We start from the raw sequence: 14887 nt of genomic DNA, 5'->3' as shown, positions 1-14887 counted from the left end.
GTCTCAATGGACGTGATCGAATGCTCGGCGATCACCTGCTAGACGGGATACTCATGTCGGTTTCTAAACATGACATAAAGAGGATCCAGCTCTGACGCGGTAGGGAAAACCACGATGTAGTCGTCAAAATGAACACCTTCGTTATTGCTCAAGGGGGTCAGAACCGGGACAGGTGGAGATTCAACAAACAGCAACGAACGTGATTGTTGCCAGTTCCCAGGTTTGTTGTTTTCAAGAGAAATCTCGCCGGCCCAGGAAATCGTAACCGGCGCTGCGCCATCAGCAGTAAAACCGTACGCACTCACTCCCTGGCCTGGATAGGCCGGCCTCACCCGCACTTTGGGAGTTGAGTGTCCAGACAAAGACGCAGTGACGAAAACCTGCGACATGGAACTGACACCCTGCATGCCCAGTAGCGAGGTGCCAGGTGTGGCGGTAATGACGGCAGAACTCATCCTGAATGGGATCTCTATCTCCGCCCTGCTCCGTGCCAGTGCTTGCCAATCCATACCTTCGATAGGCACCAGTTCTGACAACGACGTGCTAAGGCCGTAAATCTGGGCATCTGCACGACTGGAAAAACCGAAATGCAGCACAGGAGCGCACTGGGTGGCGAGTGGAGCACCAGTGGTGTTCTGCCATGAAAATTGAGCCACCGCCAAGTTATTCAGGCTTGAAGCCGGGTTTGTTATTGGCGGCACGCCATGCTTTGACTTCTTTCAGGATGCCTTCGGGGCTGTCTTCCTGACCTTCTCTTGGATAGAAGATGACGTCTGAACGGCCTGGGTGCTCTGTGACTTTTTCAAAATGTGTGAGAAGGCGATCCAAATATGCCTCCAACGCTTTACCGTGCAATCCGTCCGGATAAATGCTGAACCCTCGAAGGAAATCCAAAACTCCGCTTCGGTGTAGTCTTCTAATCTCTGCTTAAAGATCATGATGATTTCTTTCCCGGTGTAGTTGTATATGACGCTGTGGTGTCACAACCGAAATATTATCAATCCCATAAACATCACCGCCCATCGAAACTTCGACATTGTGGTGAAGTTCAAACGTTTTACGTCCTCCACTTTGATCTGCAAATCGTGGGTACGGTCAAAGGCCCTCGCGCATCCGCCCTAGTTTGTTATCAGACTTGAAACCGGGTTTGTTATTGGTGGCACGCCATTCTTTAATGACCCTTAAGACATCCTCAGGTGTACTCACGCATCCTTCCTTAGGATAAAAAATCACATCAGAGCGATCTGGATGCTCGGTCACCCATTCGAAATGCTGCACCCCCTCGGCGATGAAATTATCAAACGCTTCTGCAGACAAGTCGTCTCGCTCCTCATAAAGGCTGCGTAAAAACTCCAAAAATTCAGCTTCTGTGTAGTCTTCAAATTTCTCTTTGAAAATCATGATTAATTTCCTTGTCCATGAAAATCAATATGCCGCTTGGGTGTCATTACAACTAAATTATCCACATCGTAAACTGCCCCACCTTTCGCAACTTCATCCAAGTGATGAATCTCACATTTAGTGCGACCTCCATTTCTATCATTTGTTGATGCATAAGGCGCATTGCCTTTTTTCATCAAGTGCAAATCGATAGGCGTAAATTGAGACCTGACCTGTGCATCTGCCGCTACCGCCATCCAAAACGCTCGCCTAAACCCATGAAAGTTCCTAAATTCCCGCAAACGCAGTTGATCCGCAATCTGCGAAGGTATAGGCGCTCCCTGCCCTCGCGCAGCCTCCCCCAACCATCCCCCCGAAACCGCTTTCCCCATTCCGGTCGCAACCCCCGGATCGTCCCGTCGATCACGAAACAGGGCATCCGGCGAAGGCAATTCCATATCCCCCGGAAACCCCGGAATACTCGCACCAATCTCCGCTTCATCAACAGCCGGAAACGTCTCGATTGGCGGTAGGACGGGGATGGTCGGGCTGCCGGGATAAACCAAGGGGTCGGTCGGTGAGATCGGCGATGTCGTCGATCCAAGGTGTTCGCTGCCCGGCGGCACCAAGGGTTTCCAGCTGTGGACCGACGGTATAGGCCAGGGTACAACCGCAGGTACGACGCCAATCCAACCCTCGGCACTGCCAGTGACTTCGCAAGGTATCTGAAGGGGTCCCAGAGCAATACGCTGCTGGTTATTCAACAGTCGATCATGCTGGGAGAACTGGCTGTTAACCGGGTGCTGGATAATCTTGTTCCGCGCTGATCACCTCTGACCCTTTGTGACGAGGTGATTGCCTGTCGGGTGCGCGGGCGCCTCCGGAATTGTCGACCCTTTTTCTCGATAAATCGCGTCTACCGCGTTGGGGCCCCCTCACCACAGATCCTTGAAACCCACCTTTTGCCTTCACGCAGACGGCGGGTTTCGTCGATTCAGCCCCCATACTCACGTCGAAACGGCCGCCAAATACCCCGTTATCTATACAGGTCACCTGGAGCGACTAACGATCAAGCTCCGCACCCCAAGCAGGGAATCCTTGACTACGCTCCATAGTCAGGCCGAACGCAGCAAATGAGCTGCCGTTCCCGGACTGCAAACACTCAATCCGGTTCACTCGAAGGAACGCCCATGACGAACCCGATCAGCCACCGCCACTTTCACGGGTTGAAGCTGCTATTAGCCTTGGCTTTAAGCCTGCCACTGCTGGCTCAGGCCGCCGAACCACTGCCCTCCTGGAACGACGGCCCAGCGAAAAAGAACATCATCGAGTTCGTGCAGGCGGTGACCGATCAAGGCAGCAAGGACTTCGTCAAACCCGAAGACCGCATCGCCGTGTTCGATAACGACGGCACCTTGTGGAGCGAGCAGCCGATGTACTTCGAACTGCTGTTTGCCCTGGAAGAGGTCAAGCGCACCGCGCCACAACACCCGGAGTGGAAAACCACCCAGCCGTTCAAGGCGGTACTGGAAAACGATCACAAGGCGCTGGCTGCAACCGGGCTGGACGGCATGATGAAGATCTTCGGTGCGACCCACACCGGCATGACCACCGAGGCCTTCGACGACTACGCCAAGACCTGGCTCAGCCAGGCTCGCCATCCGAAAACCGGCAGGCCCTACACCGAGATGATCTTCCAGCCAATGCTGGAAATGCTCGACTACCTGCGCAGCGAAGACTTCAAGACCTACATCGTCTCTGGTGGCGATACCGGTTTCATGCGCGCCTTCGCCCAGAAGGTTTATGGCATCCCGCCCGAGCAGGTGATCGGCACCACCTTCGTAACAGTGTTTCAGTACAAGGATGGGCAGGCGTCGATCCTGCGCACACCAAAACTGGCCCATAACGACGACGGCCCAGGCAAACCGGAAAGCATCGACGCGGTCATCGGCAAGCGGCCGATTCTGGCGTTCGGCAACTCCGACGGCGACCTGCAGATGTTGCAGTGGACCGCCGCCGGGCCGGGCAAACGCTTCATGGGCCTGGTGCATCACACCGACGCCAAGCGCGAGTGGGCCTATGACCGCGAGTCGCAGATCGGCCGTCTGGACAAGGCCCTGAACGAAGCGAATAAACGTGGCTGGACCGTCGTCGACATGGCGGCCGAATGGCGTCGGATCTATCCGTTCGATGCTGTCTCAACAGAGCCAACGCAATAGATCAACCTGGCTGAGGTGTTCAACAAGGCATCATCGGATAGGGACTGCGCCCGCCCCATCGAAGAATGAACACCTGCCAACAGCACCCTATGCAGTTTTCCATTGCCCACGACCTGGGCAACACAACGCCGCATCACCGATCACAATCGTCATTTGACAGACGCCGACCATCCGGCAAAGCTGCCTCTCGCAGCACGCATGCCTGCTGGAAAACGCACCTGGACCAGGGAAGTCGCAATGCCGAAACATAAAAACAAAGCTGCAACCGCCACCCCTGATTCGCAACCGCCCCTGATCAATCGCTACCTGTTTCCCGTCACCATTGGCGTTTTGCTGCTGGCGGTCGCGGGCATCGGCTGGTTTCTGTTCGGCAACAATCCGGCACCCGTGACCTACGCACCGATCAGCAAAGCCGCGGTTGAACCGGCCAAAACACAACCTCTACCCGTTGCCCTGGCGCCGGCCAAAATGGTCGATGAGCAACAATGCCAGGGCTGCCACAGCGCACAGGTCAAGGACTGGCAAGGCTCCCATCACCAATTGGCGATGCAGCCAGCCAACGCCGACACCCTGCTCGGCGACTTCAACAACGTCACCTTCAAGGCGGAAAACGAAACCACCCGCTTTTCGCGCAAGGACGACGGCTTTTGGGTCAACACCCCCGGCAGCGATGGCAAGAACGCCGACTTCAAGGTGGCCTACACCTTCGGCATTGCCCCCTTGCAGCAGTACTTGATCGAGGTCGGCGAAGGTCGACTGCAAGCCCTGGGCGTGGCCTGGGATACCGAAAAGCACCGCTGGTTTCATCTGTATCCGGGCCAGGGCGTGACCTTCAAGGACCCGCTGCACTGGAGCAAACCGAGCCAGAACGCCAACTTCATGTGCATCGAGTGCCACACCACCGGTTTCAAGCGTAATTTCGATGCGGCGAAAAACACCTTCGACAGTCAGTGGAACAGCCTCGGGGTCGGCTGCCAGGCTTGCCACGGCCCGGCCTCGAATCACCTGGAATGGGCCGCGAAGAAGACCGACCTGATCCACGCCGGTTTCGCCGTCGATCTCAAGGACAAGAACGCCACCGTCGAAATCGAAACCTGCGCCCGCTGCCACTCGCGCCGCGCGCCCTTGGACGACGGTTACACCGTTGGCAAGCGCCTGATGGATGACTACCTGCCGAGCCCCCTGACCCGCGAGCTGTATGCCCTGGATGGCAAGATCAATGACGAAGTGTTCGAACACGGCTCCTTTGCCCAGAGCAAGATGTTCGACAAGGGTGTGCGCTGCAGCAATTGCCACAACCCGCACAGCGCCGAGCTCAAGGCGCCGGGTAATGGCGTCTGTCTGCAATGCCACAACACCGCCGGCAAGACGACCGTGGAAACCGTCGATGGCAAGGGCCTGCAAGCGAAGAACTACGACTCCATCGAACACACCCGTCACGCCATGGGCCAGCCCGGATCGCAGTGCGTGGATTGCCACATGCCCGGCAAGTTCTACATGGGCAACGACTTCCGCCATGACCACAGTTTCAGCATTCCCAACCCCGAGCGTGCGGCAAGACTCGGCACACCGGACGCCTGCCTGAGCTGTCACCAGGGCAAGGCAGGCGACAAGGTCACCGAGCAGTTCAAATTGTGGAACACCGCCAATGCCAGCCCCGTCCAGGCCCCGCGCTACGACGAAAGCCTGTGGTTGATTCGCAACGGCCAGCCGGGCGCGGCGCAGGCACTCTACGAGCAGCTGCAACGCAGCAACCTGCCGGCGATTCAACGGGCGACCCTGCTCGCCGAGCTGCCGCTGTATCCGAGCGAACAGGCGTTGAAACTGGCGACCAGGGACCTGAGCCATCCGGCTCCGCAAGTGCGTGAAAGCGCGGTCCACGCCATCAGTGCGTTCCTGCCGCCCGAGGAACGCGCCGCGCTGCTGTCGCCGTTGCTCGGCGATCCGGTGAAAGCCGTGCGCATTGCCGCAGCCAGGGACCTGCTCAGCGTGGCTAACACGGGTCTGGGCAGTGCACGGGCCAATTGGGAGGCGGCCATCAGCGAGTACGAAAACGTGCAGAAGAGCCTCGCCGAGCGTGCCGAATCTAACCTCAACCTGGCCATGCTGTATCAGGCCAGCGGACGCAGTGACGAGGTCGAGGGCTTACTGCGAACCGCGCTCAAGCGTGATCCGGGCTTCTACCCGGCCCTGGTGACGCTGGTGCAATGGCTGGAGGCCAATGGCCGCCGTCAGGAGGCGCAGGCGCTCTTGGCGCAGAGCCTGAAAGAGCACCCGGACGCCGCCCTGTTGCAACACACCCAGGGCTTGTCACTGGTGCGCGCCGGCCAGTCCGCCCAGGCCATGCCGTTCCTGCGCAAAGCCGCGCAACTCGAACCGCAGAGTGCGCAGTTTGGCTATGTGCTGGCCGTGGCGCTGCACGACAGCGGCAAAATCGATGAGGCGTGCGCAGAACTGGAACGACTGCTGAAAGTGCAGCCGGCCAACCGCAATGCGCGCCTGGCGTTGATCCAGTACTACCTTAATAACGGCCATGAACCCAAGGCGCAGGTGCTGTTGCAGGGCTGGAAGAAAATGAACATGGGCGATCCGGCGTTGAAGTGATTGGATGGGCTGCTTTGGCGAGGGAGCAGGCTCCCTCGCCAAAGCAGCCCTTCTGAGTCAACGCCGCCGAAACAACGGCCGAGGCTCTATCACCGAGCGTCCGTACAGCACGCTCATGCCGGCCAATCCTTTCAATGCATCCTCGGCAGATTTATCCGCCCGCACCGCAAAGCTGTCAAAACCGCATTGGCGCATGTGGCTGAGCTGGTCGCGCAGCACATCACCAATGGCTCGCAACTCGCCCGTCCAACCCAATCGAGTGCGCAGCAAATACGCCTGGCTGTAGCCGCGACCATCGCGAAAACTCGGAAAGTCCACGGCGATCAGCGGCAACTCGGGCAACCACGGCTTGAGGTGCTCCACGTCATCGTCCGGCCCCAGCCACAGCGTGTGTTGCCTCGGGTTTTCCAGCCAACGGGCCAGTGGCAGGATCAGCTTCCCCGCCGGCAATGGCACCTGCAGGTCCCGGACCAGCGTCCATGGGTCGTCCTCGATCAGCCGTGCCACGCCCTCTTGCAGACGCAACAGATTGTTCATGCCGACACCTCCAGCACTTTCGGATAAACCGCCTCTTTGAACGGTTCCAGGCCGATGCGCTGAAAGGTATCGACGAACACTTCCTCGCTCTCGCGATAACGCACGAAGGTGTCGATGATCTGCTCGATCACCCCCGGCACTTCGGTGGCACTGAAGGACGGGCCGATGACCTTGCCCAGCGCACTGTTCTTGCCCTGGGCGCCGCCGAGGGTGATCTGGTACCACTCGCTGCCGTTCTTATCGATCCCCAGGATGCCGATATTACCGATGTGATGGTGCCCGCAAGCGTTCATGCAGCCCGAGATATTGAGGCTGATATCACCCAGATCGTGCAGGTAGTCGAGGTCGTCGAAACGCGCCTGGATGGCCTGGGCGATAGGGATCGACTTGGCGTTGGCCAGCGCGCAGAAATCGCCACCGGGACAGGCGATGATGTCGGTCAACAAGCCGACGTTGGCACTGCCCAGGTTGTGTTCGCACGCCAGGCGCCAGAGCGCGAACAGATCGGCCTTGGGCACGTCCGGCAGGACGATGTTCTGTTCGTGGGCAATGCGGATCTCGGCGAACCCGAAGCGCTCGGCCCATTCGGCCACCGCCTCCATCTGTTCGCTGGTGACATCGCCCGGCGGCGCGGCATTGCCGGGTTTGGTCGACAGCACCACGCTGGCATACCCCGGCACTTTGTGCGCCTGCACATTGCGCTGCACCCAACGGGCGAATGCCGGGTGCTCGCTCAACTGAGTGCCGAAATCCAGGCTGGTGTCCGCCAGTTCGCGGTATGGCGGCGCAACGAAGGCACTGGCCACGCGCTCGTATTCATCTTCGGTCAGCTGTGCCGGACCGTCCCTGAGGTACTGCCATTCTTCCTCGACTTCCCGGGCGAACGCCTCAATGCCCAAGGCTTTGACCAGGATCTTGATCCGCGCCTTGTACTTGTTGTCGCGCCGGCCATGGCGGTTATACACCCGCAACACCGCCTCGACGTAGGACAGCAAATGCTGCCACGGCAAGCCTTCGCGGATCTGCAAGCCGAGGATCGGTGTACGTCCCAAGCCCCCGCCGACGATGACCCGCAGGAGCATTTGCCCATCGCTGCCAGGGTAAAGATAGAGGCCGATGTCATGCATCATGATCGCCGCCCGATCCTGCTCGGCCGAGCAGATGGCGATCTTGAACTTGCGTGGCAGGAACAGGAATTCCGGGTTGATGGTCGACCACTGCCGCAGGATTTCCGCCAGCGGGCGCGGGTCGATCATTTCGTCGGCCGCGACCCCGGCAAAGGCTTCGGTGGTGATGTTGCGCACGCAGTTGCCGGACGTCTGGATCGCGTGCATTTCCACCTGTGCCAGGCGTTCCAGGATGTCCGGCACTTCGGCCAGTTCGATCCAGTTGAACTGCATGTTCTGCCGGGTGGTGAAGTGGCCGTAACCACGATCGTAGTCGCGGGCGATGCTCGAAAGCGTGCGCATCTGCCGGGCGCCCAGCGTGCCGTAGGGGATCGCCACGCGCAGCATGTAAGCGTGTTTCTGCATGTACAGGCCGTTCTGCAGGCGCAGGGGCAGGAACTCTTCCTCGCTCAGTTCCCCCGCGATGAAGCGTTCGACCTGATCGCGAAACTGCGCAACCCGTTCGAACACCAGCGCCCGGTCATAGTCGTCGTACTGATACATGTGGCTACCTCATCAGGATTTGGCACAAAACCCTGCAGGAGCGAGCCTGCTCGCGAAAAACGCACAGACAACGGGGGCATCCAGACAGCCCGCGCCATCGTTGACGCCCATCGCGAGCAGGCTCGCTCCTACAGGAGGTAGCACTATGGGCCGGCGCTGATTTTCATTACAGATTCAGATCTTTGTTAAAAAGCCGTATCAGTTTTGACTCAACCGGGACAAGGTCATTTCCAATCTGATCCGCATTAATGAACTTTTCCTGAGCCTGTTTTGTTTACGCCACGGTTTCTACAGTGCACGGCATTGCAACCGTGGAAGCATTGAACATGAGCACAACAACTGTCGGGCAAGCCTATAACTACAAGGTCGTGCGCCAATTCGTCGTGGCGACGGTGATCTGGGGCGTCGTGGGGATGGCGATGGGCGTATGGATCGCCTCGCAACTGGTGTGGCCGCAGATGAACCTGGATCTGCCGTGGACCACCTTCGGCCGTTTACGCCCGCTGCACACCAGCCTGGTGATATTCGGCTTTGCCGGCAGCGCGCAATTCGCGGCCAGTTACTACGCCGTACAGCGGACCTGCCAGGTACGGCTGTTCTCGGACACACTCGCCGCGTTCACCTTCTGGGGCTGGCAATCGGTGATTGTGATCATGTTGATCAGCCTGCCGCTGGGTTACACCACCACCAAGGAATACGCCGAAATCGAGTTCTCCGGCGCGGTGTGGATGACCGTGGTCTGGGTCGCTTACGCCATCGTGTTCTTCACCACGGTGGTGCAGCGCAAGACCAGACACATCTACGTCGGCAACTGGTTCTTCGGTGCGTTCATCGTGGTAATCGCGATGCTGCACGTGGTCAATCACCTGTCGATCCCGGTGGGCTGGTTCAAGTCCTATCCGGTGTATTCCGGGGCCACCGATGCCATGGTGCAGTGGTGGTACGGGCACAACGCAGTGGGTTTCTTCCTGACCACCGGTTTCCTCGGGATGATGTATTACTTCGTGCCCAAACAGGTGGGGCGTCCGGTGTACTCCTATCGCCTGTCCATCGTGCATTTCTGGGCGCTGATCACCCTGTACATCTGGGCCGGCCCGCACCACTTGCACTACACCGCGCTACCGGACTGGGCGCAGTCGCTGGGCATGGCAATGTCGCTGATTCTTCTGGCGCCGAGCTGGGGCGGCATGATCAACGGCATGATGACGCTGTCGGGCGCCTGGCATAAGTTGCGCACCGATCCGATCCTGCGCTTTCTGGTGCTGTCCCTGGCGTTCTACGGCATGTCGACCTTCGAGGGGCCGATGATGGCGATCAAGACCGTCAATGCCCTGTCCCACTACACCGACTGGACCATCGGCCACGTGCACGCCGGTGCCCTCGGCTGGGTGGCGATGATCACCTTCGGCGCGACTTATCACATGGTGCCGAAGGTATTCGGTCGCGAGCAGATGCACAGCACGCCGCTGATCAACCTGCATTTCTGGCTGGCGACCATTGGCACGGTGCTGTACATCGCCTCGATGTGGGTCAACGGCATCACCCAGGGCCTGATGTGGCGGGCGATCAACGACGACGGCACCCTCACCTACTCCTTCGTCGAAGCCTTGCAGGCCAGTCATCCCGGATTTGTGGTGCGCTTTGCCGGTGGCGTGTTCTTCCTCAGCGGTATGTTGCTGATGGCGTACAACGTGTGGCGCACGGTACGGGTGGGCGACGTGGCCATGGCCGAACGGGAGGCGCAGATCGCCTGATGATTGAAATCGCACTGAATATTCTGGCAGCGGCGAGCCTGTGGCTGGGCGTCGAGTACTGCCTGAGAAGTCACTCGGCGCAAAGCCTGGATGACGCCAGCCTGATGCCCTTCGCCGATGACCCGGAAGTGGCGCGGCGGGTGGAACAGGCGACAGGGAAGACGGTGAAGGCTGTCGCCCCGCCCGCGCCTAAGCCGGGATGGGGCCACCTCGAGCTCTGAGACAACAGCCAACCCCTGTGGGAGCGAACTGGCTCGCTCCCACAGGGGCTGTGCATTGATCAATCAGTTCAGTTGCGTTCGCGGGGGATCAGGCTTTGCAACTGTTGCGCCAGAAAGTTCGCATCGAAGGCGAAGGTATCAGGGTCCTTCAGGCCATTGGTCTTGCGCCACTGCCAGCCCTGCGACGGCGGCTGGCAAACCAGGGAAACACTGCCGTAGCGTGCGGCGGTAAAGCCCATCACCGCCACTGAAATCTGCCCGCCGACACCCATCACATCCGGCACGAACTCCACCGGCTTACCGGCAATCAGGATGCTCAGCTTTTCGGTATTGAAGGTGGACGTCTCCACCGGGACACTCGGCCCCGAGGCGACATAGGCTTCACGACTCACCTCCAGCAGATTCGGCGCCTTGACCGGTTCCAGCCACTGCTGGATCTGATCGAACAGCTCGCCAATGCGCTTGGCCCACTCGGCCGATTGCGTCTCGAACAATTGCTTCTTGTGCGCTTCGCTGTCTGCGTAATGACGAAGCATCTCGCCCAGTTGCTGTACGTCGTCCATCGCGATGATCCTTTGGTTGAAGCGGTGCTGCGGACCCTGAGCATGGCAGAAGCGCGCCGCTGGCGTGCGACTAAAAGCACGAGCGGCGCTGGCGTTTACCCTGAACCGGTGATTCAACCGGCGTTACGTGGGCGACGCAGACGCGCCATGCTCAAGGTATCGACGAATACCCCGTCACGCACCGCGTAATCGCGAAAGATCCCCTCGGTTTCAAAGCCGAATTTGCGATACAGGCCGATGGCAGCCTCGTTATCGGTATAGACGGACAGTTCGACCCGCCGCAGATTCATCCAGTCATCGGCGATATCCAGCGCCGCCGCCAACAGTGTCGAACCAACGCCCTTGCCCTGCCACGCCTGCGCGACCCCCATGCCGAAAGTCCCCGCATGGCCGCGACGGACACGTGAATACTGCTCAAGGGTGATACTGCCGACAACGGCTCCCTGGTGCAGCGCTACCAATTGAACGATTCGTTCGTTGTCCGACGCCAGGCGCTTGCGCCAGGTCTCGCTGGACGGAAACGGCATTTGCAGCGTCTGCCGGGCGACCATGGGGTCATGGTAAAGCGCGGTGATGCCCTCGATGTGGGATTCGTTGAGGCGTTCGAGGGTGATGACAGGGTCGATGGCGGGCATGGGTGACTCATCCTTGATACAGACATGGCTGCTCACTCTATATCGCAAACTTCCCGGCTGGCGAGCACCCTGTGAGAGCTGGCTCGCTCCCACATCTTGATTGGGCTCAACCTTCGAACCACTCCCGGCGCTCGTTGAAGGTGCCGTTGATCAACTCGACGATCATCCGCACCTGTGCATCCGCCTCGGAGTGGCGATTCACCGCCAACCAGACCTGACGCTGCATCGGCAGGTCGAACAGCTCCGGCAAACCGATCAGGCCACGGTCGAAATGGCTCATGTAGCCGGGCAACAGGCCAATGCAGGCGCTGCAACGGATCATTTCCAGCATCAGTTCATAGGAATGCAACTGCACCACCCCGGCCAGGCGCTGGTCCACCAGATTGTTCCACGGGCGAAAACTGTCGACCTGCCGATCATGCTGCCATTGCACGAGCAGGAAATCGGCCAGGTCATCAAGGCTGTCCGGGCGCGAAGCGACCCTGGAGTAACGTTTGGCGATATGCGGCAGGTAGTCGAGACGCGCCAGGCACCGGGGTTCGCTGATGGCAAAACTCGGCCCCGGCAGCGCTGAATCGGCGCCAGACAGCCACAGCACCACATCGGCACTGACGGCTCGCAGGGACAGCTCGCTGTCGAGGCTGATGATGTCCAGGCGCACACTGGCATTGCGCCGCAGCAAGGCCACCAGGTCGCGCCCGAGAATGTCATGCAGGATCGATTCGGCGACGGCCAGGCGCACCAGCGGCTGTTCGATCACCGGCCAGTCGCGCTCGTGGGCCAGTGCGATCAATTGCGAATGCAGTTGCAGCCCGTCACGACTGAGGGCGACGCCATTGTCCGAGGGGCTGAACAATGAGCACTGCAGCTGTGTTTCCAGTTCCGCCAATTGCTTGCGTAACCGGGTCGCCTTGATATTGAGACTGCGCGCCGCCTGCATGAAACAGCCAGAACGCGCGGTGACGCTGAAACACTGGGCCAGCACCGGATCGACATCTGCCGCCAGTGTCCGCCAGGGCACGCTTTTATCGAGGGGCGCGTCATACTCGGCAATGCGACGACGGCTGCCGGTTCCCATGATTGGCATTGATGACTCCCTGTCCTTCTATCCGTGCGATTCATCCTGCGCACCTTTCATGAAAGCCGTATGACAACCCGATCAGGCACTGGGGCTTTGCCGGAAACTCACCGCCAGGCGATTCCAGCTATTGATGGTCGTGACGGCGATGGTCAGGTCGACCAGTTCAGCTTCACTGAATTGCGTCCGCGCCTGCTCGTAGACGTCGTCCGGCACGTGGCTTTCGGCAAGCAGGGTCACGGCCTCGGTCCAGGCCAGGGCTGCACGCTCGCGCGGGTTGAAGAAGTTGCTGTCGCGCCAGACCACAATCGAGTAAAGGCGCCGGTCGGTCTCGCCCAGACGCCGGGCATCCACCGAATGCATGTCGGTGCAGAACGCACAGCCATTGAGCTGTGAAGCGCGGATCTTGACCAGGTGCAGCAGCGCCGGTTCGATGCTCAAGCTGCTGGTCAAGGCCTCCATCGCGATCATGGCTTTCATCGCCTTGGGTGACGCGCTGTAGTAATCCAGGCGGGGGTTCATGACAGGCCTCGTGCAGCGAGAATGTGTAATTCACGGTATCCGTTGTTACCCCTGCGTTACAGGTCCAATTTGGCGAAAAAACCGTGGACCACCCGCCTCCAGACCAATTGACGGTTTTTACGCCACGCAACTTCTGCATCACCGGCGGATGGGGGTAATCTTGCGCGACGCACACGCGCCTCAATTGCCCCGGAGCTTCGCCGGTATGGAACTGCATGTTGTCATCAATGGCCGCAAGGACCTGGCAGGTCAGCTGTACAACCAACTGCGCAGCGCCATCGAGTCCGGGCGCCTGGCGGCGGGGACGCAGCTGCCACCCAGTCGCCTGCTGGCCGAGCAACTGGGCATTTCACGCAAGACCATTTCCGACACCTACGCTCAACTGACCTACGAAAACTTCCTCACCGGAGTGATCGGCAAAGGCACCTACGTCAACGCCCGGGCGTCGAAAGTCGAGCGTAAACAGAGCCACTCGGAACTGGCCGGATTCGAGGTCATCGAATCCTGGCGCAACCTGCCGGTGTTTCTGCGCCACCCGACACTGGAAGGCTCGTTGCGCTACGACTTCATTGGTGGCGCCACCAGCAAGGGCCAGTTTCCCCAGGACGACTGGCGGCGCTGCACCTCCCACGCCTTGCGGCAGATCTCCGCGTCCAAAGGCTTCTACAGCCTTCCGGAAGGCCTGCCAGCACTGCGCAATGCCATCGCCCGGCACATCGCGTTTTCTCGCGGGGTCAATTGCCAGGATGAAGACGTGGTGGTGTGCAACGGCGCCCAACAGGCCCTGGACCTGATTTCCCGGGTGCTGACCCGCCCGGGCAGCATCGTCGCCATGGAGGACCCCGGATACCCGCCCGCGCGCCTGTTGTTCGGCACCCACGGCGCCACGGTGATCGGCGTTCCGGTGGATGGCGAAGGCATTCAGGTGGACAAGATCCCCCTTGGTACCCGGCTGATATATGTGACCCCGTCGCACCAGTTCCCGCTGGGCATGCCCATGAGCCAGGAACGGCGCGTGGCGTTGCTGGCCAAGGCCCACGAGCTGGGCGCAATCATCATCGAGGACGACTACGACAGCGAATTCCGCTACGAGGGCCGGCCCACGGACTCGCTGCAAAGCATGGATGAGCGCGGAATCGTCGCCTACGTCGGGACCTTCTCGAAAACGCTGCTGCCGGAGTTGCGGCTGGGTTATGCGATTCTGCCGCCGGCGATTCTCGATGCGGTGGTACGCGCCAAGCAACTGACTGACCTTCACACCTCTACCCTGCCGCAATGGGCGCTGGCCAAGTTCATCGCCGAAGGCTGCCTGCTCAAGCACATACGCCGTTGTCACAGCATCTACGCCAGTCGACGGGAACGGATACTGGCGCGCATCGCCACTGACCTCTCGCCATGGCTGGAAGCGGTGCCGACCACGGCCGGTTTCCACATGGTGGTGTTGTGCAAGGTGCCGATCGATGTACCCCTGGTGATCGAACTGGCGAAAAAAGTCGAAGTCGGGCTCTACCCCATCAACAGTTTTTTCTACCAGCAAGCGCCGCTGGCCGGGCTTTTCCTCGGTTTTGGCGCCATTGATACGCTGGACATCGACACCGCTCTGGATCGCCTGCGCGACATCTTGCAGCAAGTCGCCTGACGGATTGGTCTGCGACTTTATCCCGCGATTGGCTATTGGTGGTCCGGGGGTGCAGGCCTATCCTG

The 14887-nt window shown here is 59.7% G+C and carries 14 protein-coding genes and 3 pseudogenes; 6 read left to right on the top strand and 11 right to left on the bottom strand.

All coding sequences use genetic code 11. The features are described from left to right. Window positions 1-38 precede the first annotated feature (38 nt). From ACX3YD_RS29180 to ACX3YD_RS29160, 5 genes and pseudogenes are all read right to left on the bottom strand, one after another. Window positions 39-596: an S-type pyocin domain-containing protein gene (locus ACX3YD_RS29180; RefSeq protein WP_458961698.1), complete on the bottom strand. Its 558-nt coding sequence runs from the start codon at window positions 594-596 to the stop codon at window positions 39-41. Window positions 597-663: 67 nt separating this feature from the next. Continuing rightward, window positions 664-938, bottom strand: a pseudogene (locus tag ACX3YD_RS29175) (bacteriocin immunity protein). Continuing rightward, window positions 928-1083 (bottom strand): annotated as a pseudogene (locus tag ACX3YD_RS29170) (hypothetical protein); the annotation flags it as partial. The pseudogenes ACX3YD_RS29170 and ACX3YD_RS29175, both read right to left, overlap by 11 nt. A gap of 12 nt (window positions 1084-1095) precedes the next feature. After that, window positions 1096-1401, bottom strand: coding sequence for a bacteriocin immunity protein (locus ACX3YD_RS29165; protein ID WP_458961697.1), 306 nt, complete (start codon window positions 1399-1401; stop codon window positions 1096-1098). 2 nt (window positions 1402-1403) lie between these two features. Continuing rightward, complete coding sequence (locus tag ACX3YD_RS29160; RefSeq protein WP_458961696.1) at window positions 1404-1946, bottom strand: HNH endonuclease signature motif containing protein; 543 nt, start codon at window positions 1944-1946, stop codon at window positions 1404-1406. Window positions 1947-2084: 138 nt separating this feature from the next. Here ACX3YD_RS29160 and ACX3YD_RS29155 point away from each other — a divergent pair. The 3 genes and pseudogenes from ACX3YD_RS29155 to ACX3YD_RS29145 all read left to right on the top strand — a co-directional run. After that, a pseudogene (locus ACX3YD_RS29155) lies at window positions 2085-2207 on the top strand (DUF6124 family protein); the annotation flags it as partial. Between the two features lie 363 nt (window positions 2208-2570). Further along, window positions 2571-3599, top strand: a complete 1029-nt coding sequence (locus ACX3YD_RS29150) for an HAD family hydrolase (protein ID WP_458961695.1) — start codon at window positions 2571-2573, stop codon at window positions 3597-3599. A gap of 237 nt (window positions 3600-3836) precedes the next feature. Further along, complete coding sequence (locus tag ACX3YD_RS29145; protein ID WP_458961694.1) at window positions 3837-6203, top strand: tetratricopeptide repeat protein; 2367 nt, start codon at window positions 3837-3839, stop codon at window positions 6201-6203. Between the two features lie 57 nt (window positions 6204-6260). Here ACX3YD_RS29145 and ACX3YD_RS29140 read toward each other — a convergent pair whose 3' ends face one another. Further along, window positions 6261-6740 carry a DUF934 domain-containing protein gene (locus tag ACX3YD_RS29140; RefSeq protein ID WP_458961693.1) on the bottom strand — a complete coding sequence of 160 codons (480 nt, stop codon included), beginning with the start codon at window positions 6738-6740 and terminating at the stop codon, window positions 6261-6263. Continuing rightward, window positions 6737-8410, bottom strand: coding sequence for a nitrite/sulfite reductase (locus tag ACX3YD_RS29135; RefSeq protein WP_458961692.1), 1674 nt, complete (start codon window positions 8408-8410; stop codon window positions 6737-6739). Before ACX3YD_RS29135 ends, ACX3YD_RS29140 begins: the two co-directional genes overlap by 4 nt. A gap of 326 nt (window positions 8411-8736) precedes the next feature. On the opposite strand from ACX3YD_RS29135, the gene ccoN reads away from it, so the two are divergent. Further along, the gene (ccoN, locus tag ACX3YD_RS29130) at window positions 8737-10164 is read left to right on the top strand and encodes a cytochrome-c oxidase, cbb3-type subunit I (protein ID WP_130206237.1); all 1428 of its coding nucleotides are present in this window, start codon (window positions 8737-8739) and stop codon (window positions 10162-10164) included. After that, a complete protein-coding gene (locus ACX3YD_RS29125; RefSeq protein WP_047528444.1) occupies window positions 10164-10385 on the top strand; it encodes a hypothetical protein in 222 nt (73 codons plus the stop codon). The genes ccoN and ACX3YD_RS29125 overlap by 1 nt, the downstream gene beginning before the upstream one ends. A gap of 68 nt (window positions 10386-10453) precedes the next feature. On the opposite strand, the gene ACX3YD_RS29120 is transcribed toward ACX3YD_RS29125, so the two are convergent. The 4 genes from ACX3YD_RS29120 to ACX3YD_RS29105 form a co-directional block, all read right to left on the bottom strand. Continuing rightward, window positions 10454-10948 carry a hypothetical protein gene (locus ACX3YD_RS29120; protein WP_458961691.1) on the bottom strand — a complete coding sequence of 165 codons (495 nt, stop codon included), beginning with the start codon at window positions 10946-10948 and terminating at the stop codon, window positions 10454-10456. Window positions 10949-11061: 113 nt separating this feature from the next. Continuing rightward, window positions 11062-11583, bottom strand: a complete 522-nt coding sequence (locus ACX3YD_RS29115; protein WP_103406656.1) for a GNAT family N-acetyltransferase — start codon at window positions 11581-11583, stop codon at window positions 11062-11064. A gap of 106 nt (window positions 11584-11689) precedes the next feature. Next, a complete protein-coding gene (locus ACX3YD_RS29110) occupies window positions 11690-12670 on the bottom strand; it encodes a LysR substrate-binding domain-containing protein (RefSeq protein ID WP_458961690.1) in 981 nt (326 codons plus the stop codon). A 72-nt stretch (window positions 12671-12742) separates the two neighbouring features. Continuing rightward, complete coding sequence (locus ACX3YD_RS29105) at window positions 12743-13183, bottom strand: carboxymuconolactone decarboxylase family protein (RefSeq protein ID WP_103406658.1); 441 nt, start codon at window positions 13181-13183, stop codon at window positions 12743-12745. A 205-nt stretch (window positions 13184-13388) separates the two neighbouring features. Here ACX3YD_RS29105 and pdxR point away from each other — a divergent pair, with 205 nt between their 5' ends. Then, on the top strand, window positions 13389-14822 hold the full coding sequence (gene pdxR / locus ACX3YD_RS29100; protein WP_103406659.1) for a MocR-like pyridoxine biosynthesis transcription factor PdxR: 1434 nt from the start codon (window positions 13389-13391) through the stop codon (window positions 14820-14822). Window positions 14823-14887 lie beyond the last annotated feature (65 nt).

Source organism: Pseudomonas fluorescens group sp. PF-1, assembly GCF_054481335.1.
The sequence above is the reverse complement of the archived record's forward strand: the minus strand, read 5'-3'. Positions and strand labels throughout refer to the sequence as shown.

Excerpts from the sequence above, each read along its gene's own strand:
- ACX3YD_RS29165 (WP_458961697.1), bottom strand. The coding sequence starts at position 1,401 with ATGATTTTCAAAGAGAAATTTGAAGACTACACAGAAGCTGAATTTTTG.
- ACX3YD_RS29150 (WP_458961695.1), top strand. The coding sequence starts at position 2,571 with ATGACGAACCCGATCAGCCACCGCCACTTTCACGGGTTGAAGCTGCTA.
- ACX3YD_RS29145 (WP_458961694.1), top strand. The coding sequence starts at position 3,837 with ATGCCGAAACATAAAAACAAAGCTGCAACCGCCACCCCTGATTCGCAA.
- ACX3YD_RS29140 (WP_458961693.1), bottom strand. The coding sequence starts at position 6,740 with ATGAACAATCTGTTGCGTCTGCAAGAGGGCGTGGCACGGCTGATCGAG.
- ACX3YD_RS29135 (WP_458961692.1), bottom strand. The coding sequence starts at position 8,410 with ATGTATCAGTACGACGACTATGACCGGGCGCTGGTGTTCGAACGGGTT.
- ccoN (WP_130206237.1), top strand. The coding sequence starts at position 8,737 with ATGAGCACAACAACTGTCGGGCAAGCCTATAACTACAAGGTCGTGCGC.
- ACX3YD_RS29125 (WP_047528444.1), top strand. The coding sequence starts at position 10,164 with ATGATTGAAATCGCACTGAATATTCTGGCAGCGGCGAGCCTGTGGCTG.
- ACX3YD_RS29120 (WP_458961691.1), bottom strand. The coding sequence starts at position 10,948 with ATGGACGACGTACAGCAACTGGGCGAGATGCTTCGTCATTACGCAGAC.
- ACX3YD_RS29115 (WP_103406656.1), bottom strand. The coding sequence starts at position 11,583 with ATGCCCGCCATCGACCCTGTCATCACCCTCGAACGCCTCAACGAATCC.
- ACX3YD_RS29110 (WP_458961690.1), bottom strand. The coding sequence starts at position 12,670 with ATGCCAATCATGGGAACCGGCAGCCGTCGTCGCATTGCCGAGTATGAC.
- ACX3YD_RS29105 (WP_103406658.1), bottom strand. The coding sequence starts at position 13,183 with ATGAACCCCCGCCTGGATTACTACAGCGCGTCACCCAAGGCGATGAAA.
- pdxR (WP_103406659.1), top strand. The coding sequence starts at position 13,389 with ATGGAACTGCATGTTGTCATCAATGGCCGCAAGGACCTGGCAGGTCAG.